We start from the raw sequence: 24,798 nt of genomic DNA, 5'->3' as shown, positions 1-24,798 counted from the left end.
GGTCTTATCCTTTCACGGAACCCGCCATCAGGCCGCGGACAAAGTACCGTCCGGCCACGATATAGACGAGCAGAGTTGGCATGGCGGCCAAAATGGCGCCTGCGAAGTGAACGTTGTATTCCTTAACCCCGGTGGATGATTGCACCAGGTTGTTCAGCGCCACCGTCATTGGCTGGCTGTTTGCATCGGCAAAGGACGCACCAAACAGGAAGTCATTCCAGATGTTGGTGAACTGCCAGATGATCGAAACTACGGCTATTGGCCCTGAACTGGGCAGCAGGATACGCCAGAAAATCTGGAAGAACCCGGCCCCATCAATCTGCGCCGCCCGGATCAGCTCGGTCGGGAACACGGCGTAGTAGTTGCGGAAGTACAGCGTGGTGAAGCCAATCCCATAGACCACGTGAACAAGCGCCAGACCCCAGGTTGTGCCTGCCAGACCGATGATGCCCAGCATCCGCGCCATCGGGATCAGGACGATCTGAAACGGGATGAAACAGGCAAACAGCATAAGCCCGAACAGGATGGTGTCGTACTTGAAACGCCATTTGGTCAGCACGTAACCGTTCAGCGCACCAAGGATGGTCGAGACGATCACCGCCGGAACCACCATCTTGATCGAGTTCCAGAAATAGGGCTTCAGACCCGTCGGATCGACACCAATCTGGGCCGAAGACCATGCTTGGAACCACGGCTCTAACGTAAAGACCTGTGGCAGGTTCATCATGCCGCCGCCGGTGATCTCTTCCAGCGGTTTCACCGAGTTCACCAGCATCACGTAAAGCGGCAGCAGGTAGAACAGACCAAACAGCAGCAGCACCAGATAGATCAGCGTCCGCGTGACACGGCCGGTGCGGATTGCGGTATCCTGAGTTGCTTGGGACATCAGCGTTTCTCCCGCAGTTCGCCGTAGAGATAGGGGATCATGATCGCCGCGATGGTCATCAGCATGATCGTGGCCGAGGCGGCACCAATCCCCATCTGGTTCCGTGTGAACGTGTAGGAGTACATGAAGGTCGCAGGCAATTCGGTTGCACGGCCCGGCCCACCGCCGGTCAGCGCGATCACAAGGTCAAAGGTCTTGATCGCAAGGTGGCTCAGGATCACAAAGGCCGACAGGAAGGCTGGGCGCAATTGAGGAATGATGATGCGACGATAGAGGTTCCAGTTAGACGCACCATCCATCTGCGCCGCGCGCAGAATTTCGTTGTCGATCCCGCGCAGACCCGCAAGGAACATGGCCATGACAAACCCGCTGGTTTGCCAGACCGCCGCCAGAACGACCGTGTAAATCGCGAAATTGCGGTCTTTGATCCAGTCGAACTCAAAGCTTTCCCAACCCCAGGTTTGCATCACGTTTTCCAACCCGATGCCCGGATCAAGAAACCATTTCCACGCAGTGCCGGTCACAATGAAACTTAGCGCCATAGGGTACAGGTAGATCGGGCGCAGCAGCCCCTCACCACGGATTTTCTGATCAAGAAAGATCGCCAACCCAAGCCCGATACACGTGCAGATCACTATGTAAAGGCTTGCGAAGATGCCCATATTGATCAGAGAGGTTTCCCAATGACTGAGCCGCCACAGCTTGTCATAGTTTTCCCAACCGACCCATCCAAATGTTGGCAAAATGCGGCTGTCGGTGAAGGAAAGGTAGACCGAGAAAAGAATAAACCCGTAAACGAACACCGTCATCATCGCGATGGATGGGGACAAGACCAGTTTGGGAATCCAGTTCTGAAGGCGAGTCTTGAAATCCGCGTCGGCTGAAACAGCCATGGCGCGCCCTCCTGCAAGTAGTGTTGTAAGGCGTTGAGCGCCCTCTTGTGACAGGGCGGCCCAAAAGCCGCCCCATCGGGAGGATCACCTGGTCACTTGGCGATGGAAACCGCGTCGACCAGTTCGGTCACGGCAGTTTCGCTGTCATATTCGCCGTTGAAATGCGCCGTGACGACGTCATAGACCGCGTTCTTGACCGAGGCTGGCGCCGCGTGGCCGTGGGCCATGGACCCGAACAGGTTGCCCGAAGCCGCAGCCGCCGCCAGATCTTTCATGCCTTGCTTGCCGCAATCGTCGAAGTCAGCGTCGCTGACGTCGGTGCGTGCCGGGACCGAGCCCTTGACCACGTTGAACGCAGACTGGAACGAGGGCGACAGGATCGCACTGGCCAACGCCGCCTGTTCTTCGGACACCGAACCGCCCTGATCGAACATCATGAACTGGTCGGCATTGAACGTCACCTGTTCCGCCGTACCCGGGAAACGGAAGCACAGGAAGTCCTGACCCGGAACCTTGCCCGCGTTCAGGAACTCACCTTTTGCCCAATCGCCCATCATCTGGAAACCGGCCTCGCCATTGATCACCATCGCGGTGGCAAGGTTCCAGTCACGGCCCGAGAAATTCTCGTCAACATTGTCGCGGATAAAGGCCATGCGGTCGAAGGCTTCTTTCATGGCCTCGCCGCCCAGAACTTCTTCGTCCAGATCAATGAACGCGGCCTTGTAGCCGTCGGGCCCCAACGTGGACATAACCACCGCGTCAAATATCGTGGCATCCTGCCAGGCCTGACCGCCATGCGCGATCGGAGTAACTCCGGCACCTTTCAACGTCTCGACAGCGGCGACAAACTCATCCCACGAGGTTGGCGGGGCAATTCCGTTTGCGTCCAGCACCGCCTTGTTGGCCCAGACCCAGTTGGTCGAATGCACGTTAACGGGTGCGGAGACCCACTTCCCATCATGCTTGGCAAAAGCCTTCAGCGCATCCGGAACAACCTCGTCCCAGCCTTCTTGGGCAGCAACATCGTTCAAGTCAGCCAACGCACCCTGCGCGGCCCAGTCCTGAATGTCGAAACCAAGAGCCTGCACGGCAGTCGGCGCGTTGCCCGCAGTAACGCGCGCGCGCAGAACGGTCATTGCCTGCTCACCACCGCCACCGGCCACCGGCATGTCTGTCCAACCGATGCCTTGGCCGGACAGGTCATCTTTCAGAACGTTCAGTGCTGCGGCCTCGCCGCCCGAGGTCCACCAGTGCAGAACCTCGACCTCTTCCGCGTGTACGAGGCTGGATGTACAGAGCAGCCCGGCCACAATAACCGATTTTGTTTTCAGCAGATTGCGCATTTTAATTTCCTCCCTAAATGCGATTTTCTTGTTTTTCCTCTGTCGGCGTTTTTGTCAGTCCTCAGGCACCCATGTGGAACGGGTGTTCCCGATACGCATGACCACCGATTTCACTTCCAAAAACTCCTCGAACCCGTAGCGCCCGATTTCCCTCCCCTGTCCGGATTGTTTGAACCCTCCAAAGGCCACTTCTGGGAAACCGTCCATCCAAGTGTTGGTCCAGACTGTTCCCGTTTCTGCGCGACGTGCAAATTCAAGGCACGTGTGGACATTCGTACTCCAGACACCCGCCGACAAACCGTAGTCGCTATCATTGGTCAGGGCGACAGCCTCGTCCAGTGTTTTGAACGTCATGACCGACAAAACCGGGCCAAATACCTCGGCCCTTGCAATGGGCATGTCCGGATCAACATCAGTGATCACGGTAGGTTGGTAGAACTGATCGCCCAACCCCTCAACCGTCAACCGATCTCCGCCCAGCGCAACGGTCGCGCCCGAGGCCCGGGCCTGTCTAACATAGGTATCAATCTTAGCGTTGTGCTCGGCTGTGACGATGGCGCCCACCTGCGTGGACGGGTCCAGCGGATCACCAAATTTTACTTTGCGGGACAGGGCGATAACACGGTCGCAAAACTCTTGGGCAATATCCTCATGCACGATGATCCGGCTGCTGGAATTACAGCACTGGCCCACATTGAAATAGACGCCAAACACAACCGCATCCGCCGCCGCATCCAGATCGGCGTCCGGAAAGATCACCTGCGGGTTCTTGCCGCCAAGCTCCAGCGCGACTTTCTTCAGTGTGCCTGATGCAGCCGCGCTTATCGTTTTTCCCACGGCCGTCGACCCCGTGAAGCTGACCATATCCACGGCCTTGTGGCTGGACATCACGGCACCCACCGGAACGCCGTAACCCAGCACGATGTTGCAAACACCTGCGGTCAGGCCCGCCTCGACCAGCAGCTCACCCAACATCAGCGTGGTCGAGGGCGTCATTTCCGACGGTTTGACGACCACCGTACAGCCCGCAGCCAAGGCAAAAGGCAGTTTCTGGCTGAGAATCCAGAACGGGAAATTCCACGGCGTGATGATCGAAACCACACCGATGGGTTCTTTCAGCACAACGCCCATCATATCCGCGCCCAGTGTATTATGGCTGTCGCCAAGTGTGCTGCGCGCAAGCGAGGCCGCATAACGCCACAAATCCGCAGCACCGCCCACCTCACCCTTGGACTGGCTGATCGGCTTGCCGCTTTCCAGTGTTTCGATTAGGGCGATGCGATCGACATTCCGCTCGATCAAGTCCGCGACTTTCAGCAACACGGTCGCGCGCTCCTTGCCTGATGCACGGCTCCAGACACCGCTGTCGAATGCGGTTCGGGCGGCGGCAATCGCGGCTTCGGCCTCGGCCTCTTGCCCCAGAGCAGAGCGGCTGACGATGTGCCCGTGAGAGGGCGAGCGACGTTCGAATGTCTTTCCCGAAGCGCTATCCACCCATACGCCATTGATCAGGTGCCGACCTTCGAACAGTGCGGGCAGGTCAAACGGAATCGCGGGGTTTACGGTCATGTCATTCATGTGGTCAAAGGCCCGAGAACTGAGGGTTTCGTTTTTCCATGAAGGCTGCAACGCCTTCATCCCGATCCGCTGAGGCCGCTGCCGCCGCACTGCCCAGTGCCTCGACAATCGCGTGGGCATCTTCACCCACGGCTGCATGGATCATGTTCTTGGATATCTCGGTCGCGCGTGGGGACAGGGACTGCAATTCGGCAGCGATCTCAAGCGCACGGGCTAGAACGTCGTCGGCGACCTCAGCAGCGTAACCCAGTGCAACAGCCCGCTCCGCACCGATGCGGCGGCCGAACAAGGCCATCTCTTTCACCGCGCCTTCCGCGATCAGCCGGGTCAGACGCTGCGTGCCCGACCACCCCGGCACAATGCCAATTCGCGCTTCGGGCAAGGCAAGCGTCGCGCGCGGGGCCATCAAACGCAAATCGCAGCAGCTGGCCAATTCCAGCCCTCCACCAAAAGCGTGACCGTTCATGGCAGCAATGGTGGGTTTGCCCGAACGAGCCAACCGGTCGAAAATGCGATGCCCATCACGCACCCAATGGCGAGCGAATTCGGCAGGGCTAAGATCACCCCACGCGCCGATATCTGCCCCGCAGCAGAAGGCCTTTTCCCCTGCCCCGGTCAGGATTATCGCGCGGATTTCCGGTCTGCGCTCGACCTCGTGCACTCTTGCCTCCAGCGCGTCGAGCATGTCGGTGGTCAGAGCGTTCAGCTTGGCCTCATTTTCCAAGGTCAGAACCGCCACCGCACCCTCGATATGAAAGCCGATCCCGGTCATAGCTGCAGCCCCATTGGCCCGGCGCTGAACAATGATTTTGAGATCAGGCTTGCATTCTCGGCAATTTTGACGCGCTCGCCTGACGCGGCCACGATATCGCGTTGTGCGTCGATGCCGGGCATGATCTCAGTGGCGACCAGACCTTCGTCCATCAGCCGGATCACGCAGCGTTCGGTCACGTAGACCACATCCTGCCCAGTTTCACGCGCACGACGTCCCGAGAAGGTAACATGCTCAACCTGATCCACCATCTTGGTGAATTTTCCGGGGGCGTTGACGCGAATCCCGTCATCCGTCAGCTCAATCTTGGCCCCAGCTTCGAACCAGCCAGAAAAAACGATCTTTTTAGCCCGCGCGGTGATATCGACAAAGCCGCCGCAACCTGCCGTCAGATAGGGCTTCTTGCCAAGCTTCGAGACGTTCACATTGCCTTCGACATCCACTTCGAGGAATGAAAGGAACGACATGTCGAACCCGCCTCCTTGAAAATAGATGAATTGCTGGGGTGACGGCACATAGGCATGCGCGTTCGAGGCACAGCCAAAGGCAAATCCCGTCAGCGGAACACCACCCACGGCACCTTGTTCGATGGCCCATGTGACGGCGTTGGGATGCCCTTCCTCTAGCAGAATACGCGGGACCATGGCACTGATGCCAAAGCCCAGATTAGCGCTCATACCTGCGCGCAGTTCCATCGCGGCCCGGCGGGCGATGACCTTTTCAACACCATGTTCGGCCAGCGCGAAGCTTTCCCACGGGCGCATGATCTGGCCGGAAATCGCCGGGTCATAGAGCGTCTCAGTCGTTTGTTTCTGATCAGGATCTTCAACCACCAGATCGATCAAATGGCCGGGCACTCGCACATCATGCGGACGCAGGCTGCCTTCGGCAGTGACACGTTGAACTTGCGCGATCACCAGGCCGCCATGATTGCGCACGCAGATCGCTTGTTCCAACCCGCCCAGATAGGCACCTTCATGCTCATAGGTCAGGTTGCCAAACTCGTCCGCCGTGGTCGCCCGCAGGATGCAGACATTCGGGACGATATTCGGGAAATGCAACCAGGTTTGGCCTGCAAACTCAGCCCGCGCGACAATGGGGTCCGCCGCCCCACGGGCATTCATGGCGCACCCTTCACGCACCGGATCGACAAAAGTATCCAGCCCAACTTGCGTCAACACGCCCGGTCGATGGGCGGCGGCCTCACGATGCATGTCAAACATGATGCCTGATGGGACGTTATAGGCGGCGACCCGATCTTCAACGATCATCTTCCAGATTTCGGGCATCTCAAGGCTGGACGGCCCCGAGGGGTAGGACCCGGCCAAAACCCGAGCCAACAGCCCATCTTGCGCCAGATACTCCATCCCCTTCACGCCGTACATGTCCCCGGCGGCGATGGGGTGCAGAGTGGTGATGTTGCGCGGATGCCCTTCTTCCTTGTACCGCTCACCCAACGCGCGCAGGACCAGATCAGGGCAGCCCAGCGCCGATGAAGAGGACACTGTCACAACGGCTTCGTCAGGAATGCGCGAGACCGCCGCAGCGGCTGAAACAACTTTGGTCATTAGAAACCACCGTAGTTGATGCTGACGCGTTGACCCGTGGCCGCAGCTTCACGAACGCCTAGGGCAACAGACAGGGATTTTACACCGTCCGGCCCATCTGCCGCCGGTCGCCCCTGTCCCGACGCAGCAGCGACAAATTCCGAAACCCCCTGAACGTAAAGATCGTGGTCCGAGAACGGGACATCTTCTGACCCGGCCTCTGTCACAAGGGTGATTTCGCCAACCGGGCGCTGCGTCATGACACCTTTTGCAAAAATCGACCCTTCGGTTCCGTGCACTTCCAGACCTGATCCGGCAAAGGGATGGGTAAAGCTTTCATGGGTCATGACCATCGCGCCCGAGGGCATGGACCAGACTGACATACAGGAATCTTCAACCCCCTGCCCCATACCCGAACTGGTCATCTGAGCGACCACCGATTCAGGATCCTCTTGCAGCAGGAACCGCGTGACATCAGCGTCGTGTACAACGATATCCGGAATCACTCCGCCACCGGCATCGGCAGAATTGATTCGCCAGCCCTGCAAGTTACCCGGCAGATGCACCGCATGATGAATACGCAGCGACAGCACCTTGCCGATCCGACCAGACGCGATCAACTCACGCACGGCGCGATGACTGCCAGAGCAGCGCAAATGATGATTGGTACCAAAGGTTACGCCCGCATCCTGCGCGGCACGCACCATTTCAACTGCTTCGTCCTGCGTCATTCCCAAAGGTTTTTCACACAAGACATGCTTGCCAGCCGCAATGGCCGCCATCGCCTGCGCGTGGTGCTTTTCATTCGTCGAAGAGATGTAGACGGCACCTACGGAGGGATCGGTCAGAGCTTGCTGCAACTGCGTTGTGGCATTTGGAATGTCGTGTTCACCGGCCCAGGTTTGAACCCGGTCGGGTGAATTGCTGACAATCCAAGTCACGCTGTGGCCGGGCTGTCGACGCACTGCATTCAGCATATGCTGCGCCGCGATGGTGCTTGCCCCAACAAATGCCCAGTGCATTAATCCCCTCCCGATTCTGGAACGTTCCAAATGTCTAGTGGAACGTTCCAAAAATGGCAAGAGGAAGTTTGAAAGAGTGTTGTCTCAGCCCCCTAACCTACAACCGAAAGGACCGGACATGGTCAGGCATCGGCACATCCTTGATGTTTCGCGGGTCAGGGATCGGCTTGCCAACCGATGTATGTACCGGGATGACACCGGCCCAGATGGGCAGGTCATAATCCTCTTCTTCGTCGGCGGGGCCACCTGTACGCATTTTGGCGCTGCCTTCTGAGATTTCCATGCCAAGCACCATGGTCGCCTTCAGGTCCTGCGCGTGATCAGGCCGCAACCCTTCATAGCGCCCCGGAAAAAGGCCGTTGACGAAACGACCCAGCTTATCCAGCTTTTCTGCCGGGTCTTCGACCTTGCTTGCGGTTCCGAACAGAGTGACCGAGCGCGAGTTGACCGAATGATGCATGCCGGAACGGGCCAGGACAAATCCGTCGAGGATAGCAACCGACAGACAAACCTGTGCGTCACGGGAATTGCGCAAGGCGCGGCTGGCCGAGGAGCCATGCCAATAGACATGATTTCCCTCGCGCCATTGCAGCGTTGGCGTCACAAAAGGCTTGCCATCAATGATGTATCCCACGCTGCACATAGGCTGGGCATCCAGAATACTGTTGATCGTCGCGCGGTCAAAATGCCCCCGCTCATGCGAGCGGCGCAGGCGGCTTCGGTCTGTGACAGACAGTGTCTCGGTCATCTTCGGAACTCGTGATTGTTCTTGCTGCCGCTGTCATGCCCGGATATTGGATATTAATAAATGTCCAATCTTAAAACTTTTTCTAAGTCCAATTTGAATCGTGACCTGTTTGCGATTTCCTTGGATGCGTCGTTAAAGGCGTCATTGCAGACGCAATTGCGCGTAGCGCTGCGCGACCTCATATCCGCGTCTCCGGATTTGGTGGGTGCGCGACTGCCGGCCAGCCGCACACTCGCGTCCGAATTGTCGATTTCCAGAACAACCGTTCAGGCCGTTTATGATCAGATGATCAGCGAGGGGTATCTGGTCACCCGCCAAGGCAGTGGCACCTATGTCGCCAGTGACATCACCCATTTGTCTCAACCACAACCCATCTCCCGCCCGGCCGGCCCCAAAACTAAGCCATGGCTGCCGTTTCAAGCTGGACTGCCGGATCAGTCGTTGCTGCCGGGCAGGCAATGGGCCCGCCATCTTGAACGTGCATGGCGCGCGCCCGTGCCCGAGCTTTTGGGACGCCCGGATCCTCAGGGCTGGTATCCCCTGCGCGAAGCGATCTCGGATCACCTTGCCGCGTGGCGTCACCTGAACTGCGATCCGGGTCAGGTTGTAATCACCTCAGGCGCGCGCGAAGCCTTCGAGGTGATTTTCCACGGCTTGCTTGGTACAGAAAAAACCGTCGCAATCGAAGACCCGTGCTGGCCCAAATTGCACACTACCCTAACTGATACCGGAAATCGCGCCCTGCCAGTTCGCATCGACAAAGAGGGGTTTGCCGTGGACCGGCTTCCAAACGAAGCCCACGCCGCAATCGTCACTCCATCCCGGCATTATCCGACAGGGGTCAGCCTGCCTTTGCCCCGCCGGATTGCCTTGCTGGATTGGGCCAGGCAGACCGGCGCCACAGTGATCGAAGACGATTATGACAGCGAGTTCCGCTATCGGGGGCAACCTTTGCCCTCCCTGTCCGGGTTGGATGGCCTGAACAACACGATCTACCTTGGCAGCTTCTCAAAACTGGTCAGCCCGGCGCTTAGGATCGGATATATGGTTGTGCCAAAACGCTTGCTGCAAAAAACCCTGGGCTATCTTGAACGGACCGGACCGCGCGCGTCGCTGATCCCGCAACCTGCACTCGGAACCTTTATGAATAGTGGTGAGTTCGCAATGCATCTGCGGCGCATGCGACGCGTATACGCGCGACGGCAGACTCATTTGCTGGATGCACTTACCCCGTTGTCCGACCTTTTGGATGTTAAGGCCGACTCCTCCGGAATGCATCTGTGCATCGGCCTTCGGGAACGTTTGCTAGATCAGGTTTCTGATTTGGACGTCTGTAAACTGGCCCACAAACACGGATTGCAGCTCGGCGCAGTGTCTGAACACTGCGTCCTGCCAAACAAAATGCAGGGGCTTCTGCTTGGGTATGCGGCCTTTGAGGAAAAGACACTTTCGGACGCTGCAAACCGGCTTGTTTCCGTGCTTCGGTCGGCCTGCTGACATTGTTCAGGCGGTGCAAAGACCGCCAAAGTTTTTTTACCACATATCAAAATACAATTTTATTGTTATGTTTAGATTTATACACACAGCATTTTTGAGTTGAACACGCAAAAACTGCAAAAGGGGTTTCACATGCTTCGGTTGACCGTCTGTTTTCTCACGCTTTCGTTGGTTCCTGCCTATGCAAATACGGATGCCGTGCCCAGCGAAGAAGCCGCCGAGGGCCTGTTTACCGAAACCCCGTATTCGCCCTATGCCAACCGTGCTTTCCCCGAACGGCCATTGTGGGGGGATACCCATTTGCATACCGGCCTGTCGCTGGATGCCGGGGCTTTTGGCAATACGCTGCTGCCGGACGAGGCGTGGCGGTTCGCAAAGGGTGAACAGGTCATTTCATCAACCGGCCAACCGGTGCGGCTGGCCAGGCCGCTGGACTGGATGGTGCTGACCGATCACACCGACCTAATGGGCTTTGCCCCTGACTTGCAGGCAGGCAAGCCCGGAGTTCTGGCCGAACCTAAAGGGTTGGAATGGTATGAGGGCTACACGGCCGGTGGCGACGATGCGGCAAAAGCGGCGTTCGATATCATCACCAACTTTTCGCAGATGACCTTGCCAGAGCTTCTCTTGGAATCCTACAGCCCGGGTGCCGATGCGTTTGCTTTCACATGGGAACAAATTGTGCTGGCCGCTGAACGCCATAATGATCCCGGCAATTTCACCGCTTTCATAGGGTTTGAATGGACCTCGGTCCCGAAAGGGTTCAACCTGCACCGCAACGTCATGCTGCGCGATGGTCCGATCCGGGCGCTACAGATGGTGCCGCCCGTGACACAACCCCCGTATGGGGATACCGACCCGAAGGCGCTCTATGCCTGGCTTGAGGAATATCAGTCAGAAACCGGCGGTCGTGCCATCGCGTTTGCGCATAACGGCAACCTGTCAAACGGTTGGATGTTTCCAACCGAAGACACGTATCACGGCGGGAAGGTTGATGAGGAATACGTAAGCAACCGCGCCAAGTGGGAACCGCATTACGAGGTCACGCAAATCAAGGGCGATGGTGAGGCGCACCCTTTCCTCAGCCCGGACGATCCCTTCGCCGATTATGAAAACTGGGATGTCGGCAACCTCGACATAAGCGAGTTGAAGACCGATGACATGCTGGCCGGCGAATATGCCCGCGAAGCTCTGAAACGGGGCTTGGCGCTGGAAGAGAAGTTCGGCGTGAACCCCTATAAGTTCGGAATGGGCGGCGCCACTGACAGCCACACGTCCCTCACCACCGCGGAAGAAGAGAACTATTTCGGCAAGTCCGTCAGCGCCGAACCTTCGGCCACGCGGGTACTGCACCCGTTTGTCGAAAGCGATAAAGGCGTTATCGAAGGCCACACGCTGGTTGCCTCCGGATATACCGCCGTCTGGGCCACCGACAACACGCGCGCCGCAATCTTCGATGCGTTCAAACGGCGCGAGACCTATGCGACGACCGGTCCCCGCATTGGCCTGCGGTTCTTTGGCGGCTGGGAGTTTGATGACAGCGATCTTGAAACCCGCTTCATTGCCAAAGTCGGCTATACCAAGGGCGTGCCCATGGGCAGTGATCTGCGCCCGCGCGAAGGCGATGGCGCCCCGACTTTTCTGATCGGTGCGTTGCGTGACCCGATCGGGGCCAATCTGGATCGGGTTCAGGTCGTCAAAGGCTGGCTGGATACTGACGGTACGCTGCAAGAAAAGGTGTTTAATGTGGCGTGGTCAGATGATCGCGCCATAGATGCCGATGGCAACCTGCCCGAGGTCGGCAATACCGTGGATTTGGATACCGCAAGCTGGACGAACACGATCGGCACATCCGAATTGATCACTGTCTGGACCGACCCCGATTTCAACCCGGATGAGCGCGCCTTTTACTATGCGCGGGTTCTTGAAATTCCGACACCTCGCTGGGTTCTGTATGACAAGCTGCGCTTTGGCGTTGACCTGCCGGCAGAGGCGCAGCTGATCCATCAGGAACGGGCCTATTCCTCGCCGATCTGGTACACGCCCGGCAAATGAAACAGCCAAGACTCACACCGGCGTCGAGGCGTTCAATGAAACGTCTCGACACTGGGTCACAGCATTGGTTTTCATGAAGAACCCGCCAGTCAGCCATTTGACTTGCGCCACAGCCCCACCCTACGATTGACGCAAGCAACGACTTGGCTTCAGGATTGTTCATGCGCATTTTGAAAGAGCCCCTGCTTCACTTCATTCTGATTGGAGCAGCCATATTTGGCTGGTTTTCTCTGGTCGGCCAAACGGGCGGAACACCTGAGCGGTCCGAGACGATAGTGATCGACAATGGCGAAGTTGACCTTTTGGCGGCCCGTTTTGAAACCACTTGGAAACGCGCGCCACGCAGTGATGAATTACAGGCCCTGATTGACGCAAGGATACGTGAAGAGGTTCTTGTGCGCGAGGCGCGCAAGCTGGGGCTGGATCGCGGAGATCAGATTGTTCGGGCGCGGCTGGCGCAAAAGATGAACTTTCTGTTCGATGGGATTGCGTCATCCGTGCTCCCCGAGGACGATACGCTTAACACATATCTCGCGGAAAATGTCGCGCGGTTTACGGTGCCTGCGCAGATTGCATTCGATCAGATTTTTCTTGGCGCTCAACCAGTATCGGATGAAATCGACCGGGCATTTTCCGAACTGCAAGCAGGTAAGGATTGGTCTGAGATTGGCCTGGGATCTTTGATGCCAAGCTCATTACCTCTTTCAGCTTCCAGTGCCATTGATGGCACGTTCGGTCAGGGTTTTTCAAACACGCTGTTTATGTTGGAGCCGCGCGAGTGGGTTGGTCCGATCCAATCCGGTTATGGGCAGCACCTTGTCAGGATTACCGAAACACGGCCTGAAGTCCTGCCGCCTTTGAATGAGGTTCGGGAAGAAGTTTTGGCTGCATGGCGCCGGGACACAGCGCAGGAACTGGCTGAGTCGCAGTATGAAAGCCTTGCCGCACAATACCGCATTCAAGCACCGGAACCGCAGGAATGAAGGGGCTGCTTGGTTTGATGCTGGCGATATGGCTTGTCTGCCTGCCCAAAACCAGCCATGCGCATGCCCTTGACCCCGGATATCTGGACCTGAAACAGCTTACTCCCAGTACATGGCAGGTGTTTTGGCGCATACCAGATGTAAATGGGCAACCGATGCAGGTCGACGCCATTCTGCCCGCGTCCTGCACTCCGGCGCAGGGGCCGCAGCCCTTTTTCGACACAGCCGCCTGGGTTTCTTCGTGGATCGCCGCGTGCAATACCCAGATCGCCGGTCAGGCTGTGACTATTCAGGGCCTGGAACGGCAGCGCAACGACGTTTTGTTGCGGTATCAACCCTTGGACGCCTCGGCTGCAACATTGCGATTTACGCCTGAGACGACTGTTCTGAACCTGCCAGAAGATGCATCCACCTCATCCGTTTTCGTTAATTACTTCTGGCTCGGTTTCGAGCATATCCTGGAAGGTTTGGACCACCTCCTGTTCGTTTTTGCCCTGTTTGTTCTGGTGCGTGATCCATGGCGCTTGATCGGGGCTGTGACGGCTTTTACCGTGGCGCATTCGATAACGCTGGCGCTGGCCACGCTTGGCGTGTTGCACGTTCCGTCCGCCCCGGTCGAGGCCGTGATAGCCCTTTCGATCGTGTTTATGGCATTGGAAATCCTCAAACACAAAGATGGCCAAGTCAGGTTGTCAGAGCAGTTTCCCTGGATTGTCTGTTTTTGTTTCGGCCTTTTGCACGGGCTTGGCTTTGCCGGCGCCCTGACCGAGATTGGCCTGCCTTCCGGGGATATTCCGACCGCACTTTTGGCTTTTAATGTTGGGGTCGAAGCGGGTCAGCTTGTTTTTGTTGCGAGCCTTTCGCTCGGGATATTCTTGTGGCGCCATGTGATACGACCTGTTCCATCAGGGTCAGAGACGATTGCAAGGTCGATCACTGGCTATGCCATCGGGTGTGTGTCGCTTTTCTGGCTTGTCCAGCGCGTGAATGGTTTCTAAAGATGGCGCGCTGGACTGTCGGAGATACAAGGGTGCGGCGTGTTTGATACTCCAACCCCAACGAAGAAATTAACACGAAGCGCATACTACATATTGACAACGCCTTACTTCCATACCCAATATGAAGTTGCTTCGGTGATTTCGATTCCGGTCGAAAACTAAGAGGGAAACCGGTGAAATTCCGGCGCTGCCCCCGCAACTGTAAGCGGAAAGTTCGGCTGAACACGCCACTGAAACAGTGTTTTTGGGAAGGCCAGCCTGAACGTCGATCCGCGAGCCAGGAGACCTGCCGCAAGCAAGAACGATAACCACGAACGGAGGGTTCGGGGGCGTGCGCAGGGAATATCTGCGCGATGGCGTCCTCGGCTTTTGATGAAAAGGACAGAGGACAGATGAGCATTACCGTGTATTCCAAACCCGCATGCGTGCAATGTACCGCCACCACCCGCGCGCTGGATGCAAAAGGTATTACCTATGACGTGGTTGACCTGACGCAAGATGACAGCGCCATGACCCACGTGATCGAGCTGGGCTATCGTCAAGCTCCTGTTGTTGTCGCCGGAAGCGATCACTGGTCGGGGTTTCGGCCTGACATGATCGCCCAACTGGCCTAAAGGGTGTCGGCGCCGAGCCCGACGCTGGTCTACTTTTCATCGAAGTCAGGGAATACCCATCGCTTTGTCACGCGGCTGGGCCTGCCTTCTTTGCGCATTCCGATGCGAATGGACCAGATGCCACGCCCCACGCATCCGTTTGTTCTGATCTGCCCGACCTATGCCGATGGCGAAGGGCGCGGCGCTGTGCCGAAACAGGTCATTCAGTTCCTGAACGATCCGGACAGGCGCGCCGGGATCGCTGGAATTATCGGCGCCGGTAACCGAAATTTCGGTGCGACCTATGCCCTCGCCGGTCGCATCATCGCCCAGAAATGCAACGTGCCACTGCTGTATTCTTTTGAGCTGGCCGGCACCGAAACCGACATCGCCCGCGTGCGCGCAGGCCTTGAGAAACTAGGGAGACACCTATGCTCGACAGCAGCCTAAACGAGCAGGACTATCACGCGCTGAACGCGATGCTGAACCTCTATGACGGCGAGGGTAAAATCCGGTTCGATGCGGACCGCATGGCCGCGCGGCAGTATTTTCTGCAGCATGTAAATCAGAATACCGTTTTCTTTCACTCACTGGACGAAAAGCTGGGGTATCTTGTCTCTGAAGGCTATTATGAAGAAGCCGTTCTGGATCAGTATTCCAAGAATTTCATGCGCAAGATCTGGGATGCGGCCTATGCCAAGAAGTTCCGTTTTCCGACCTTTCTGGGCGCGTTCAAATATTACACGTCGTACACGCTGAAGACCCGTGACGGGCAGCGCTTTCTGGAGCGTTACGAAGACCGTGTTGTGATGACCGCACTGGCACTGGCCCGTGGGGATGAGGCGCTGGCCATGTCCTTCATGGAAGAGATTTTGGATGGCCGGTTCCAACCCGCGACCCCAACCTTTCTGAATGCAGGCAAAGCCTCGCGCGGGGAGTTGATCTCATGCTTTTTGCTGCGACTTGAGGACAATATGGAAAGCATTGGGCGCGGCATCAACTCGGCCCTGCAACTGTCAAAACGCGGTGGCGGCGTGGCGCTATTGTTGACCAATGTCCGCGAACATGGTGCGCCGATCAAAGGGATCGAAAACCAATCCTCGGGCGTGATCCCGGTGATGAAATTGCTGGAGGACAGCTTTTCTTACGCCAACCAGCTGGGTGCGCGGCAAGGCGCGGGTGCGGTTTATCTGAACGCACACCACCCCGATATCATGCGGTTCCTCGACACCAAGCGCGAAAACGCGGATGAGAAAATCCGTATCAAAACGCTGTCTCTGGGCGTAGTGATCCCCGATATCACCTTTGAACTTGCGAAGAAAAACGCTGATATGTACCTGTTCTCACCGCATGATGTGGAAAAGGTCTATGGCGTTCCGTTCTCGGAAATCTCGGTCTCCGAGAAGTATCACGAGATGGTCGATGACAAGCGTATCCGCAAATCCAAGGTCAACGCGCGTGAATTCTTCCAGACCATTGCAGAGATCCAGTTCGAATCCGGCTATCCCTATGTGATGTTCGAAGACACGGTGAACCGGATGAACCCCATCGCAGGCCGGATTAATATGTCGAACCTGTGTTCCGAGATTTTGCAGGTCAATGAAGCGTCTGAGTTCAACGATGACCTCAGCTATTCCCATCTGGGTACGGATATTTCCTGCAACCTCGGTTCGCTGAACATCGCCAAGGCGATGGATGGTGGTGATCTTGGGCGTACCGTTGGGGCCGCGATCCGGGCGCTGACCGCGGTGTCCGAGATGTCGGCGATTGACTCGGTGCCATCTGTGCGCCGGGGCAATGACGAAAGCCATGCCATCGGTCTGGGGCAGATGAACCTGCACGGGTTTCTTGCGCGCGAACATATTCACTATGGCAGTGCGGAAGGCATTGAATTTACGTCCGTTTACTTTGCCGCTGTGGCCTATCACGCGATCCGTACCTCCTGCGATCTGGCGCAAGAGCGGGGCGCGCCGTTCAAAGGGTTCGAGGAGTCAGATTACGCCTCGGGTGTTTTCTTTGACAAATACACGACTCGTGACTGGCTGCCGGAAAGCGACAGGGTGAAAGCTCTGTTCGACGGCATGACCCTGCCCACGCGCGACGACTGGGCGGTGCTGAAGGCCGATGTAATGAAACACGGCCTCTATAACCGCAACCTTCAGGCGGTGCCGCCGACCGGGTCGATCAGCTATATCAACAACTCGACCTCTTCGATCCACCCCATCGTCTCGAAGATCGAAATCCGCAAAGAGGGTAAGATCGGCCGTGTCTACTATCCCGCGGCTTTCATGAACAATGACAACCTTGAATATTACCGCGATGCCTATGAGATCGGCCCCGAAGCGCTGATCGACACCTATGCCGCGGCCACTGAACATGTCGATCAGGGATTGTCGCTGACCCTGTTCTTCCCGGCCGAGGCCACGACCCGCGATATCAACCGCGCGCAGATCTATGCGTGGAAGAAAGGCATCAAAACCATCTACTACGTACGTCTGCGCCAAGAGGCCCTTGAAGGGACCGAAGTGCAGGGCTGCGTATCCTGCTCTTTGTAAGGGGAAGTGAAATGAAAGACATGGTTCAAACCAAGATCCCCCGCGCGATCAACTGGAACCGTCTTGAGGATGACAAGGACCTTGAGGTCTGGAACCGCCTAACGGTGAATTTCTGGCTGCCTGAAAAGGTACCGCTGTCCAACGACATTCAAAGCTGGGCCACGCTGACGGATCACGAAAAACAGCTGACCATCCGCGTCTTTACCGGCCTGACCCTGCTTGACACGATCCAAAACACGGTCGGTGCCCCTGCCCTGATGCCCGACGCCGTGACACCCCATGAAGAGGCCGTGCTGACCAACATCGCCTTTATGGAGGCCGTGCACGCGCGCAGCTACTCTTCGATCTTCTCGACGCTCTGTTCGACCAAAGAGATCGACGAAGCCTTCCGCTGGTCCGAAGAAAACCCGCATCTGCAGGCCAAGGCCGATGCAATCCTGAACACTTATGCTCCGGGCAACGACCCGCTGAAGCGCAAGATTGCGTCTGTGTTTCTGGAAAGCTTCTTGTTCTATTCGGGCTTCTACCTGCCGATGTACTGGTCCAGCCGCGCGAAGCTAACCAACACCGCCGACCTGATCCGCCTGATTATTCGGGATGAAGCCGTGCATGGTTATTACATCGGCTACAAATTTCAGCGTGGCTATGAAAAGCTTTCGGATGATGAGCAACAGGAACTTAAGGACTACGCCTTCTCGCTGATGTTCGAGCTTTATGGCATCGAAAATCAGTACACTGAGGAACTGTATGACGAGATCGGACTGACCGAAGACGTAAAGGTGTTCCTACACTACAATGCCAACAAGGCGCTGCAAAACCTCGGGTTCGAGGCGCTGTTTCCACCAGAGGTTGCCGAGGTGAACCCGGCCATTCTGGCCGCGCTCAGCCCTGACAGCGAGAACCACGACTTTTTCTCGGGTTCGGGATCATCCTATGTAATTGGCAAGGCTGTCGCGACCGAAGACGAAGACTGGGATTTCTAGATCCTACCGAGAAACGGGAAACGCGCATACGCGTTTCTCTTTCGGTTTTTATGCAGTCTTAATCTGCTTTCCATGTGACGCGTCCGCGTGATCAAGTCCTCAATGAACAGCAATACACCTAATTCACATCTGGCCAATTGTACCTTTGACAGACACGTGGGTCAGGCATCGGAGTTATGCTGCGGCAGACTCTCACTCCACTCACGCAATGCGTCCAAAAACCCAAGCGCCGTGCGTCCCCTCTTGGTTATCTCGTACTGGACTGAGATTGGTGCAGTATCCATCACCTCACGCCGCACCAACCCTTGCGCCTCAAGCTGGCGCAGACGTTCGGCAATCATCTTTTTACTGGCACCGCCCACCATTCGGGACAAATCGTTAAAACGCACAGGACCGTCTTTGAGGTGCCAAAGGATTGATCCTGTCCATTTTCCGCCGATGATCCGCATGCCGCGCTCAATCGCACAAGGCTCTGTACAGGCTTCATAAACCTGTCTTCGTCCCTTGGCATCATCTTCGACCCGAGCCCGCATTGCGCACCTCCATAGGCATAAAGGCAGGTTACAAAAAGTATACTGGTTGCTTTTCCATCTCAGGAAACACAACTTTCCCTTCAAGCCGCTTCAAGTCAAGCGTCAATCAGTCAATTGAACGAGGTTCCAGACATGAGCAACATTCTGATCATCAAAGGTACGCAGCCCTATGAATTTGCCCCTGGCAGGCTAAACGCAAGCTTTGCGCAAAGGGCGCAAGAGGCCATGGCCGCAAAAGGAAACGAAGTACGACTGACAACCATTTCAGATGGGTATGACGTCGAAGCCGAGGTTGCGTCGCATGTTTGGGCCGATGTGATCATCATGCAGTTTCCGGTGAATTGGATGGGAACACCCTGGGTGTTCAAAAAGTACATGGACGATGTCTATACCGCCGGAATGGATGGGCGTTTATGTGCTGGCGATGGCCGCACGATAGAGGCTCCAAAAGCGAATTATGGGATGGGCGGAACACTCAAGGGCACCAAGTACATGTTGTCCGTGACATTCAACGCACCAAAAGAAGCGTTCGACGCCCCGTCGGAACCCTTCTTTCAAGGCGGCAGCGTCGATGACCTGCTGCGCCCGGTTCATCTGAACGCCAAGTTCTTTGCCATGGAGCAGTTACCAACCTTCGCCGCGTTTGATGTCATGAAAAACCCCGAGATCGAGGCGGATTTCAAACGGTTTGATGCCCACCTGAACTCTGTTTTCCCAGAGGTCGCTTATGTCCCGGCCTGATATCCACCTATATACCGCGGCCACCATGAACGGATACAAGCCGGTTATCTTCCTTGAGGAGGGTGACATTCCCTACGATCTGACCTCCGTCGATTTCTCGAAACAGGAACAGAAAACGCCGGACTATCTGAAACTCAACCCAAACGGCAAAATCCCGGTGATTGAGGACCGGGCCGAGGGGCGTGCGATTTTTGAAAGCGGTGCAATCCTTTGGCACCTGGCTGAGAAATACGGGGCGTTCCTTCCCGCAGACCCGGTCAAACGGTCCGAGGTGATGCAGTGGATGTTCTTTCAAGTTGCCCATGTCGGTCCTATGATGGGTCAGGCCATGTATTTTCAGCACATCGCGGCCCCCAACGGACATGAAGAACCGTTCTCAATCAAACGCTATGTTGACGAATCGCGACGCCTGCTTGAGGTTCTGAACACCCATCTGGAAGGTCGTGAATGGCTTGCGGCCGGGGAATACACGATCGCGGATATGATGGTTTATCCATGGGCACGCGCCTATGTCTGGGCACGCACAAGTGTTGATGGTTTACCTCACCTTCAGGCATGGTTCGACCATATTGACGCGCGCCCATCCGTACAAAAGGCACTGACCATTCCCAAGGCAAACCCGCATTTTTGGGACGCAAACGCCGATGCCAGCGCCTTTGCCAAGGAAAACGCGGCGCGGTTTGCCGGTGATGTCAGAAAGGGTTGACCGATAGTCACAAGTTCAATCATCGCCCTAAACGAATAACCAGACAGACCTTACTGCATCGGTGGGGCGACTGCGACTAACGTCAATGCACGTCTGTCTGGCGACCGACCACGCCCATTCACCACTTGTCTGGTGCCCGGCAGCCGAACAAATTGATCACGCTAGGCCACGAAAGCATGTTAGAATACTTCGCATGTCTTTCAGGTTCGATCTGATGATAAGATCTTGTGTTTCAACCGTGCTGTTAACCTGCACCCTGACATTCCTGCCCACGGCGGCGATGCCATGCGGTTTTCATGCGGTGTCGGCACGTGAAAGCGTGGTTAGCTCTCTGATGGACGGAGCAGTGGTGGTACTGGCCACAACTGACCCTGACATGCCCTTTCAGTACAAAGCCTCCGAGGCGATCAAAGGAGATTTGACCGAGGCAGAGATACCGTTTCTTGTGGACAGTACGACACGCAGAAAACTTGGCAGCAATTCGGACGGCAGGGTCTTGTTCGCAAAAAACGTCGAGGCCGGAAATTGGGCGCGCTTGGCCTATATCGACGCATCGAACAGGCAGGTTTTCCAGCATATCCTTTCGAATCTTGAGGCTTGGTCAACTCAGCGCGTCAGCCGCTACCAGTACTTCGGATCGCTTCTCAGCCACAAAGAGCCTTCAATACGGAACATGGCCCTGAACGAGCTTGACCAGGCTCCGTATAGTATTCTGCAAACCCTGGACACCAGTTCAGACACACAAACACTGTTGGGCAGCTTTTCCAATCCTCGTGAGATATACCTTAAACCTGCTAAGATACTCACCCTTGGCTTTAGCGACTCCGAGGCCGCTGGACAGTTTCTGCTTCAAGGGTTTGAACGTTCTCTGACCCACGCGCAGGATAGATTGCTTGGTGCCTATGCAACCGCAATTATTGAAAGGGACGGATTGGACGGCGTGAACAAAGTAAGCGCAGCAGTCTCGGCCGCGCCCCGCCTAAGCGCTGAAAGCCAAGACGCAATCTTCCAGGCAATGATGATTCACTATTTGCACGGGCCACGCCAAACACGGGAAGCCATCGCAAAGACTTTGCGCCACTGGATTGTGAACGATCCGGGTTTTGCAGAAATCGCTCGAAACAGCGTTGCGGCGCGCCCGGACAGCTTGGTTCCATCTCAGCGGCGGGGAATTCGCTTTTAAAGCGAGTGACTTATAACTACTGGATGACGGTCGCAGCGAGTGCGATGGCTGAGTGAAAGACCTTGGACATCTATCAAAGCGGGTTGCGACGCGTCTCCAATCGTTGAGCGTGCCGAACATGATCTCGGTCCGGTTGCGTCGTTTGCCACGTTTCACAGGCAGCTTGCGCTGCGTTCGACCGACAGTTCGGGCTTTCATCCCATTGTCTTTCTATGCGCCACGAAACCTATCCGCGCCATGACCACGGCCTCGGAACAGCCATCATCCGCAAAAGCACCCTACTCACCTCGTCGCTTCCTGCGATTGTAGAGCGCCCGAAGCCTAATCAGGGTTCCCTTTCGGCGTTGCGGGCATGGCTGCGATACTCCCTCGTTGCCGAAATGCCTCGGCTGAGGCAAACTTGCGTACAGAGGAGGGATGTCCGTTTCACCGCCGGGCTTTTTCGCAAACGGACCAGCAGAGCGCCCTGCCTCGGGAGGAGTATGCCATGACATCCAAGACCGCAGGTTCCACACCACCAGACAATCCGATGCCACAACAAAAGGCTATTCCCAAGGTCAACAAGGTGACTAGGGGTGATATCACCGCGTCGCTGAAGGCCGGGTTTTCCGACTTTTTGGCTCGTCCCTTCATGAGCGGTTTCTTCGGCCTGTTCTATGCCATTTTCGGGATCCTGTTTGTTTGGAGCTTGGTATGGCTTGGCAAGATCTGGATGATCATTCCCGCCATAATAGGCTTTCCACTGGTCGCGCCTTTCGCTGCAGCCGGGCTTTATGAAATATCCCGTCGATTGCAAAAGAATGAAAACTTCGGATGGTCCGAAATCCTGACTGTCATGATTAATCAACGCAAGCGCGAAATGGGCTGGATGGCCTTTGTCACCCTGTTCGTTTTCTGGGTGTGGATGTACCAGATCCGGCTGTGGTTGGCGATCATACTGCAGGATGCATCCTTCTCGGATTTCAGCGGGTTTTTGAACACCGTATTCTTTACCACAGAAGGTTGGACCTTTCTTGCAATTGGCACCTGCTCAGGCGCGTTTTTATCGGCTGTCCTGTTCACGGTGACTGTAATCGCGATGCCTCTGCTTCTTGACCGGGACATCGATTTCATTTCGGCTATGATTACATCCATTCGCACCGTCACGGAAAACCCAGGCGTGATGCTGACTTGGGCAGCAATCATCTCGGTCACCATGCTGTTGTCGCTGGTTCCAGCATTCCTTGGCTTGATCTTCACCCTGCCGATCCTTGGACACACCACATGGCATCTTTATCAGAGGGCCGTGTCACAAGCGGAAGAGTGATCGATCCAGTGATGATCGTGACTTGTTTCGCACCTGTTGAAAAGTTCGATGAGTGAGACGCGTCGATCGGTTGAATAGGCAGCTATGACCCGTCATGCAGCATCGCAGCGCGACGCGGAGCGACCGCAAGGGTGACCTGTATCCGTTGACCGACGATCAGATGGATAAGCTTGGCCGTTTCTTCCCGAAAACCCACGACAAACCATCAGTAAGCGGCAAGCGCTTGGAGTAGAATAATTTTTTTATCACCCATAGCGGCTTGTTCTGGCGAGGCGAGCATCGCTGCACGTTGCCGCCGGGAGGGCATTGCCGAGAGCCTGTATTATTCCTGGTCGAAGGAATGCCTTGAGGCTGGAAAGAGCCGGCTGGCTGGTGGCACCGCCCGACGGGCGACGGCTCCTGAAATCAGGGAACTACGATCCGAAGCGTTGGCCTTGAAGGAGGCTGTCGCCGAACTGATGCTTGAGAACAGGCTGTTCACAAAACGCACCTTCGGGGATAGGGGCCAACGACGAATGAGATACCCAGCGTCGGAGAAGCTTGAGATCATCCGCACGGTCGAGGCGTCATCTGCCAGAGAAGCAGACCCTGGCGATGATCGACGTTCCCGGCAGCACCTATTACGATTGGTATGCACATTGGGCTGACGGTGTTATCGACGAGCTTGCTGGTCACTCTCCCCGTCCGAACTCGGTGTGGAACCGTAACCAGAATGGCATCCGCAGAGACTTTGTTGAATTTGCGCTGGATCATGAGGGCCTGATGCCCCGCGAGTTGGCGGTCAAATACATCGATGAGAAACGGTATCTTGTGTCCGAGTCATCCGCTTACCGCCTTCTCAAGACCGATAACCTCATCACAGCTCCGGCCCATGTTGCGATCCGGGCTGCGGATGAGTTTCGCGACAAGACTACCGGCCCGAACGAACTGTGGCAGACCGACTTAACTTATCTTGAAGTCATTGGCTGGGGTTGGTTCTACCTGTCGACCATCCTCGACGATTACAGTCGCAATATCATTGCATAAAAGCTTTGCACCATGATGAAGGCGGAAGATGTCACCGACACTCTGGCACTGGAGGCGTCAGGCTGCACCTGTGCAGCGGTTGCTCAGAAGCCCCGTCTACTCAGCGATAAGGGCTCGTCTTACGTCGCAGCCGATCTGGCCAAATATCTCGACGACAAAGGTATGAACCACGTTGAAGGCGCACCACACACCCGCAGACACAGGTCAAGATTGAGCGCTGGCATCAGGCGATGAAGAACCGGGTTCTCCTGGAAAACTAATTCCTGCCGGGCGATCTCGAATGTCAGATCGGTGCAATCGACAATCACTACAACAACAACCAATACCACGAGAGCATCAAAAACCTGACACCCGCCGATGTCTATCACGGTCGGAGCGCGAATATCTTGAAGATGAGAAGGGAGATCAAGAAACAGACAATCCAGAAACGCCGCTTACAGCGCCAAACCGCTGCCGCCTAAACTCAAAACCAGAACCTCCGTTACAAAACAGTCCACGGTCTCCGAAAATCTCTGTCGAGGGTCATAATAGCATTTACCCGTTCACCCAGCATCATAGCGATACCCACTGTCCTCTTCTTAGACAGGTGTCACGTTGATATGAATTTCTGCCTTTCACGGGGGCTTTGATGATATGACCGCCCTAATTTTCTAATAACTTATATCAGTTTAGAGTTACCAGCGGACGAGGGGGTACGAGCACCTCACGTTCGGCAATAGCAAATCCTGGCTGGTTGCGGCGTGTTTCGTGCGCTTGGGCAAGCTTTACCTTTAGCAATTCCGCTACAGTGATTTTCCGCCCTGATGCTTGCGTAGTGTTTTGAGCGGCAATGGCGGGATGCAAAAAGCCT

Annotated in this window: 23 protein-coding genes, 2 pseudogenes and 1 riboswitch; of the genes and pseudogenes, 14 read left to right on the top strand and 11 right to left on the bottom strand. The window is 56.1% G+C overall.

Features of this window, described 5'->3' with window-relative positions; all coding sequences use genetic code 11:
- Positions 1 to 4: 4 nt before the first annotated feature.
- The 8 genes from AC2FIT_RS17405 to AC2FIT_RS17370 all read right to left on the bottom strand — a co-directional run bounded on the left by AC2FIT_RS17405 (position 5) and on the right by AC2FIT_RS17370 (position 8,789).
- Positions 5 to 886 (bottom strand): carbohydrate ABC transporter permease, encoded by an 882-nt coding sequence (locus tag AC2FIT_RS17405; RefSeq protein WP_496831299.1) that lies wholly within the window; start codon positions 884 to 886, stop codon positions 5 to 7.
- The gene (locus tag AC2FIT_RS17400; protein ID WP_496831298.1) at positions 886 to 1,779 is read right to left on the bottom strand and encodes a carbohydrate ABC transporter permease; all 894 of its coding nucleotides are present in this window, start codon (positions 1,777 to 1,779) and stop codon (positions 886 to 888) included. Before AC2FIT_RS17400 ends, AC2FIT_RS17405 begins: the two co-directional genes overlap by 1 nt.
- A 92-nt stretch (positions 1,780 to 1,871) precedes the next feature.
- Entirely contained in the window at positions 1,872 to 3,122 is a 1,251-nt protein-coding gene (locus AC2FIT_RS17395; protein ID WP_496831297.1) for an ABC transporter substrate-binding protein, read from the bottom strand.
- A gap of 54 nt (positions 3,123 to 3,176) precedes the next feature.
- Positions 3,177 to 4,700, bottom strand: coding sequence for an aldehyde dehydrogenase family protein (locus AC2FIT_RS17390; RefSeq protein WP_496831296.1), 1,524 nt, complete (start codon positions 4,698 to 4,700; stop codon positions 3,177 to 3,179).
- 4 nt (positions 4,701 to 4,704) lie between these two features.
- Positions 4,705 to 5,472: an enoyl-CoA hydratase/isomerase family protein gene (locus AC2FIT_RS17385; RefSeq protein WP_496831295.1), complete on the bottom strand. Its 768-nt coding sequence runs from the start codon at positions 5,470 to 5,472 to the stop codon at positions 4,705 to 4,707.
- Positions 5,469 to 7,040 carry an acyl CoA:acetate/3-ketoacid CoA transferase gene (locus AC2FIT_RS17380; RefSeq protein ID WP_496831294.1) on the bottom strand — a complete coding sequence of 524 codons (1,572 nt, stop codon included), beginning with the start codon at positions 7,038 to 7,040 and terminating at the stop codon, positions 5,469 to 5,471. The genes AC2FIT_RS17385 and AC2FIT_RS17380 overlap by 4 nt, the downstream gene beginning before the upstream one ends.
- A complete protein-coding gene (locus tag AC2FIT_RS17375) occupies positions 7,040 to 8,041 on the bottom strand; it encodes a Gfo/Idh/MocA family protein (protein WP_496831293.1) in 1,002 nt (333 codons plus the stop codon). Before AC2FIT_RS17375 ends, AC2FIT_RS17380 begins: the two co-directional genes overlap by 1 nt.
- A 97-nt stretch (positions 8,042 to 8,138) precedes the next feature.
- On the bottom strand, positions 8,139 to 8,789 hold the full coding sequence (locus AC2FIT_RS17370) for a pyridoxamine 5'-phosphate oxidase family protein (RefSeq protein ID WP_496831292.1): 651 nt from the start codon (positions 8,787 to 8,789) through the stop codon (positions 8,139 to 8,141).
- A 60-nt stretch (positions 8,790 to 8,849) separates the two neighbouring features.
- On the opposite strand from AC2FIT_RS17370, the gene pdxR reads away from it, so the two are divergent.
- The 8 genes from pdxR (at position 8,850) to nrdF (ending at position 18,453) form a co-directional block, all read left to right on the top strand.
- Entirely contained in the window at positions 8,850 to 10,286 is a 1,437-nt protein-coding gene (pdxR, locus tag AC2FIT_RS17365) for a MocR-like pyridoxine biosynthesis transcription factor PdxR (RefSeq protein WP_496831291.1), read from the top strand.
- 132 nt (positions 10,287 to 10,418) lie between these two features.
- Positions 10,419 to 12,341: a DUF3604 domain-containing protein gene (locus tag AC2FIT_RS17360; RefSeq protein ID WP_496831290.1), complete on the top strand. Its 1,923-nt coding sequence runs from the start codon at positions 10,419 to 10,421 to the stop codon at positions 12,339 to 12,341.
- Between the two features lie 161 nt (positions 12,342 to 12,502).
- Positions 12,503 to 13,324, top strand: coding sequence for a peptidyl-prolyl cis-trans isomerase (locus tag AC2FIT_RS17355; RefSeq protein WP_496831289.1), 822 nt, complete (start codon positions 12,503 to 12,505; stop codon positions 13,322 to 13,324).
- Entirely contained in the window at positions 13,321 to 14,322 is a 1,002-nt protein-coding gene (locus AC2FIT_RS17350) for a HupE/UreJ family protein (RefSeq protein WP_496831288.1), read from the top strand. The genes AC2FIT_RS17355 and AC2FIT_RS17350 overlap by 4 nt, the downstream gene beginning before the upstream one ends.
- Before the next feature lie 116 nt (positions 14,323 to 14,438).
- A riboswitch (cobalamin riboswitch) is annotated at positions 14,439 to 14,631 on the top strand.
- Positions 14,632 to 14,714: 83 nt separating this feature from the next.
- On the top strand, positions 14,715 to 14,936 hold the full coding sequence (gene nrdH / locus AC2FIT_RS17345) for a glutaredoxin-like protein NrdH (protein WP_496831287.1): 222 nt from the start codon (positions 14,715 to 14,717) through the stop codon (positions 14,934 to 14,936).
- A 24-nt stretch (positions 14,937 to 14,960) separates the two neighbouring features.
- Positions 14,961 to 15,365: a class Ib ribonucleoside-diphosphate reductase assembly flavoprotein NrdI gene (nrdI, locus tag AC2FIT_RS17340; protein ID WP_496831393.1), complete on the top strand. Its 405-nt coding sequence runs from the start codon at positions 14,961 to 14,963 to the stop codon at positions 15,363 to 15,365.
- Positions 15,347 to 17,470: a class 1b ribonucleoside-diphosphate reductase subunit alpha gene (nrdE, locus tag AC2FIT_RS17335; protein ID WP_496831286.1), complete on the top strand. Its 2,124-nt coding sequence runs from the start codon at positions 15,347 to 15,349 to the stop codon at positions 17,468 to 17,470. Before nrdI ends, nrdE begins: the two co-directional genes overlap by 19 nt.
- Before the next feature lie 11 nt (positions 17,471 to 17,481).
- Positions 17,482 to 18,453 (top strand): class 1b ribonucleoside-diphosphate reductase subunit beta, encoded by a 972-nt coding sequence (gene nrdF / locus AC2FIT_RS17330; RefSeq protein ID WP_496831285.1) that lies wholly within the window; start codon positions 17,482 to 17,484, stop codon positions 18,451 to 18,453.
- Positions 18,454 to 18,614: 161 nt separating this feature from the next.
- Here nrdF and AC2FIT_RS17325 read toward each other — a convergent pair whose 3' ends face one another.
- Positions 18,615 to 18,986 (bottom strand): winged helix-turn-helix transcriptional regulator, encoded by a 372-nt coding sequence (locus tag AC2FIT_RS17325; RefSeq protein ID WP_496831284.1) that lies wholly within the window; start codon positions 18,984 to 18,986, stop codon positions 18,615 to 18,617.
- 132 nt (positions 18,987 to 19,118) lie between these two features.
- On the opposite strand from AC2FIT_RS17325, the gene AC2FIT_RS17320 reads away from it, so the two are divergent.
- From AC2FIT_RS17320 to AC2FIT_RS17310, 3 genes are all read left to right on the top strand, one after another.
- A complete protein-coding gene (locus AC2FIT_RS17320) occupies positions 19,119 to 19,727 on the top strand; it encodes an NAD(P)H-dependent oxidoreductase (RefSeq protein ID WP_496831283.1) in 609 nt (202 codons plus the stop codon).
- The gene (locus AC2FIT_RS17315; RefSeq protein WP_496831282.1) at positions 19,714 to 20,433 is read left to right on the top strand and encodes a glutathione S-transferase family protein; all 720 of its coding nucleotides are present in this window, start codon (positions 19,714 to 19,716) and stop codon (positions 20,431 to 20,433) included. Before AC2FIT_RS17320 ends, AC2FIT_RS17315 begins: the two co-directional genes overlap by 14 nt.
- Before the next feature lie 193 nt (positions 20,434 to 20,626).
- The gene (locus tag AC2FIT_RS17310) at positions 20,627 to 21,616 is read left to right on the top strand and encodes a hypothetical protein (RefSeq protein WP_496831281.1); all 990 of its coding nucleotides are present in this window, start codon (positions 20,627 to 20,629) and stop codon (positions 21,614 to 21,616) included.
- 16 nt (positions 21,617 to 21,632) lie between these two features.
- Here the strand turns inward: AC2FIT_RS17310 and AC2FIT_RS17305 are convergent.
- Positions 21,633 to 21,877: pseudogene (locus AC2FIT_RS17305) on the bottom strand (transposase); the annotation flags it as partial.
- Between the two features lie 226 nt (positions 21,878 to 22,103).
- Between AC2FIT_RS17305 and AC2FIT_RS17300 the strand changes: the two are divergent.
- From AC2FIT_RS17300 to AC2FIT_RS17290, 3 genes and pseudogenes are all read left to right on the top strand, one after another.
- On the top strand, positions 22,104 to 22,922 hold the full coding sequence (locus AC2FIT_RS17300; protein WP_496831280.1) for a DUF2189 domain-containing protein: 819 nt from the start codon (positions 22,104 to 22,106) through the stop codon (positions 22,920 to 22,922).
- 94 nt (positions 22,923 to 23,016) lie between these two features.
- Positions 23,017 to 23,154: a hypothetical protein gene (locus AC2FIT_RS17295; protein ID WP_496831279.1), complete on the top strand. Its 138-nt coding sequence runs from the start codon at positions 23,017 to 23,019 to the stop codon at positions 23,152 to 23,154.
- 34 nt (positions 23,155 to 23,188) lie between these two features.
- Positions 23,189 to 24,409 (top strand): annotated as a pseudogene (locus AC2FIT_RS17290) (IS3 family transposase); the annotation flags it as partial.
- 202 nt (positions 24,410 to 24,611) lie between these two features.
- Here AC2FIT_RS17290 and AC2FIT_RS17285 read toward each other — a convergent pair.
- On the bottom strand, positions 24,612 to 24,798 hold a 187-nt coding region (locus AC2FIT_RS17285), incomplete at its 5' end, for a hypothetical protein (RefSeq protein WP_496831278.1).

The sequence above is a fragment of the Ruegeria sp. YTSA135 genome (genome assembly GCF_059610165.1).
Note: the sequence above shows the minus strand (reverse complement) of the source record. Positions and strands in the feature narration are given on the sequence as shown.

Coding starts and splice junctions, on each gene's coding strand:
- AC2FIT_RS17315 (WP_496831282.1), top strand. CDS start 19,714: ATGTCCCGGCCTGATATCCACCTATATACCGCGGCCACCATGAACGGA.
- AC2FIT_RS17325 (WP_496831284.1), bottom strand. CDS start 18,986: ATGCGGGCTCGGGTCGAAGATGATGCCAAGGGACGAAGACAGGTTTAT.
- AC2FIT_RS17375 (WP_496831293.1), bottom strand. CDS start 8,041: ATGCACTGGGCATTTGTTGGGGCAAGCACCATCGCGGCGCAGCATATG.
- AC2FIT_RS17400 (WP_496831298.1), bottom strand. CDS start 1,779: ATGGCTGTTTCAGCCGACGCGGATTTCAAGACTCGCCTTCAGAACTGG.
- AC2FIT_RS17370 (WP_496831292.1), bottom strand. CDS start 8,789: ATGACCGAGACACTGTCTGTCACAGACCGAAGCCGCCTGCGCCGCTCG.
- AC2FIT_RS17405 (WP_496831299.1), bottom strand. CDS start 886: ATGTCCCAAGCAACTCAGGATACCGCAATCCGCACCGGCCGTGTCACG.
- AC2FIT_RS17310 (WP_496831281.1), top strand. CDS start 20,627: ATGTCTTTCAGGTTCGATCTGATGATAAGATCTTGTGTTTCAACCGTG.
- nrdH (WP_496831287.1), top strand. CDS start 14,715: ATGAGCATTACCGTGTATTCCAAACCCGCATGCGTGCAATGTACCGCC.
- AC2FIT_RS17380 (WP_496831294.1), bottom strand. CDS start 7,040: ATGACCAAAGTTGTTTCAGCCGCTGCGGCGGTCTCGCGCATTCCTGAC.
- AC2FIT_RS17350 (WP_496831288.1), top strand. CDS start 13,321: ATGAAGGGGCTGCTTGGTTTGATGCTGGCGATATGGCTTGTCTGCCTG.
- AC2FIT_RS17300 (WP_496831280.1), top strand. CDS start 22,104: ATGACATCCAAGACCGCAGGTTCCACACCACCAGACAATCCGATGCCA.
- nrdE (WP_496831286.1), top strand. CDS start 15,347: ATGCTCGACAGCAGCCTAAACGAGCAGGACTATCACGCGCTGAACGCG.
- AC2FIT_RS17355 (WP_496831289.1), top strand. CDS start 12,503: ATGCGCATTTTGAAAGAGCCCCTGCTTCACTTCATTCTGATTGGAGCA.
- AC2FIT_RS17385 (WP_496831295.1), bottom strand. CDS start 5,472: ATGACCGGGATCGGCTTTCATATCGAGGGTGCGGTGGCGGTTCTGACC.
- pdxR (WP_496831291.1), top strand. CDS start 8,850: ATGTCCAATCTTAAAACTTTTTCTAAGTCCAATTTGAATCGTGACCTG.
- AC2FIT_RS17320 (WP_496831283.1), top strand. CDS start 19,119: ATGAGCAACATTCTGATCATCAAAGGTACGCAGCCCTATGAATTTGCC.
- AC2FIT_RS17395 (WP_496831297.1), bottom strand. CDS start 3,122: ATGCGCAATCTGCTGAAAACAAAATCGGTTATTGTGGCCGGGCTGCTC.
- AC2FIT_RS17295 (WP_496831279.1), top strand. CDS start 23,017: ATGCAGCATCGCAGCGCGACGCGGAGCGACCGCAAGGGTGACCTGTAT.
- AC2FIT_RS17390 (WP_496831296.1), bottom strand. CDS start 4,700: ATGAATGACATGACCGTAAACCCCGCGATTCCGTTTGACCTGCCCGCA.
- AC2FIT_RS17360 (WP_496831290.1), top strand. CDS start 10,419: ATGCTTCGGTTGACCGTCTGTTTTCTCACGCTTTCGTTGGTTCCTGCC.
- nrdF (WP_496831285.1), top strand. CDS start 17,482: ATGAAAGACATGGTTCAAACCAAGATCCCCCGCGCGATCAACTGGAAC.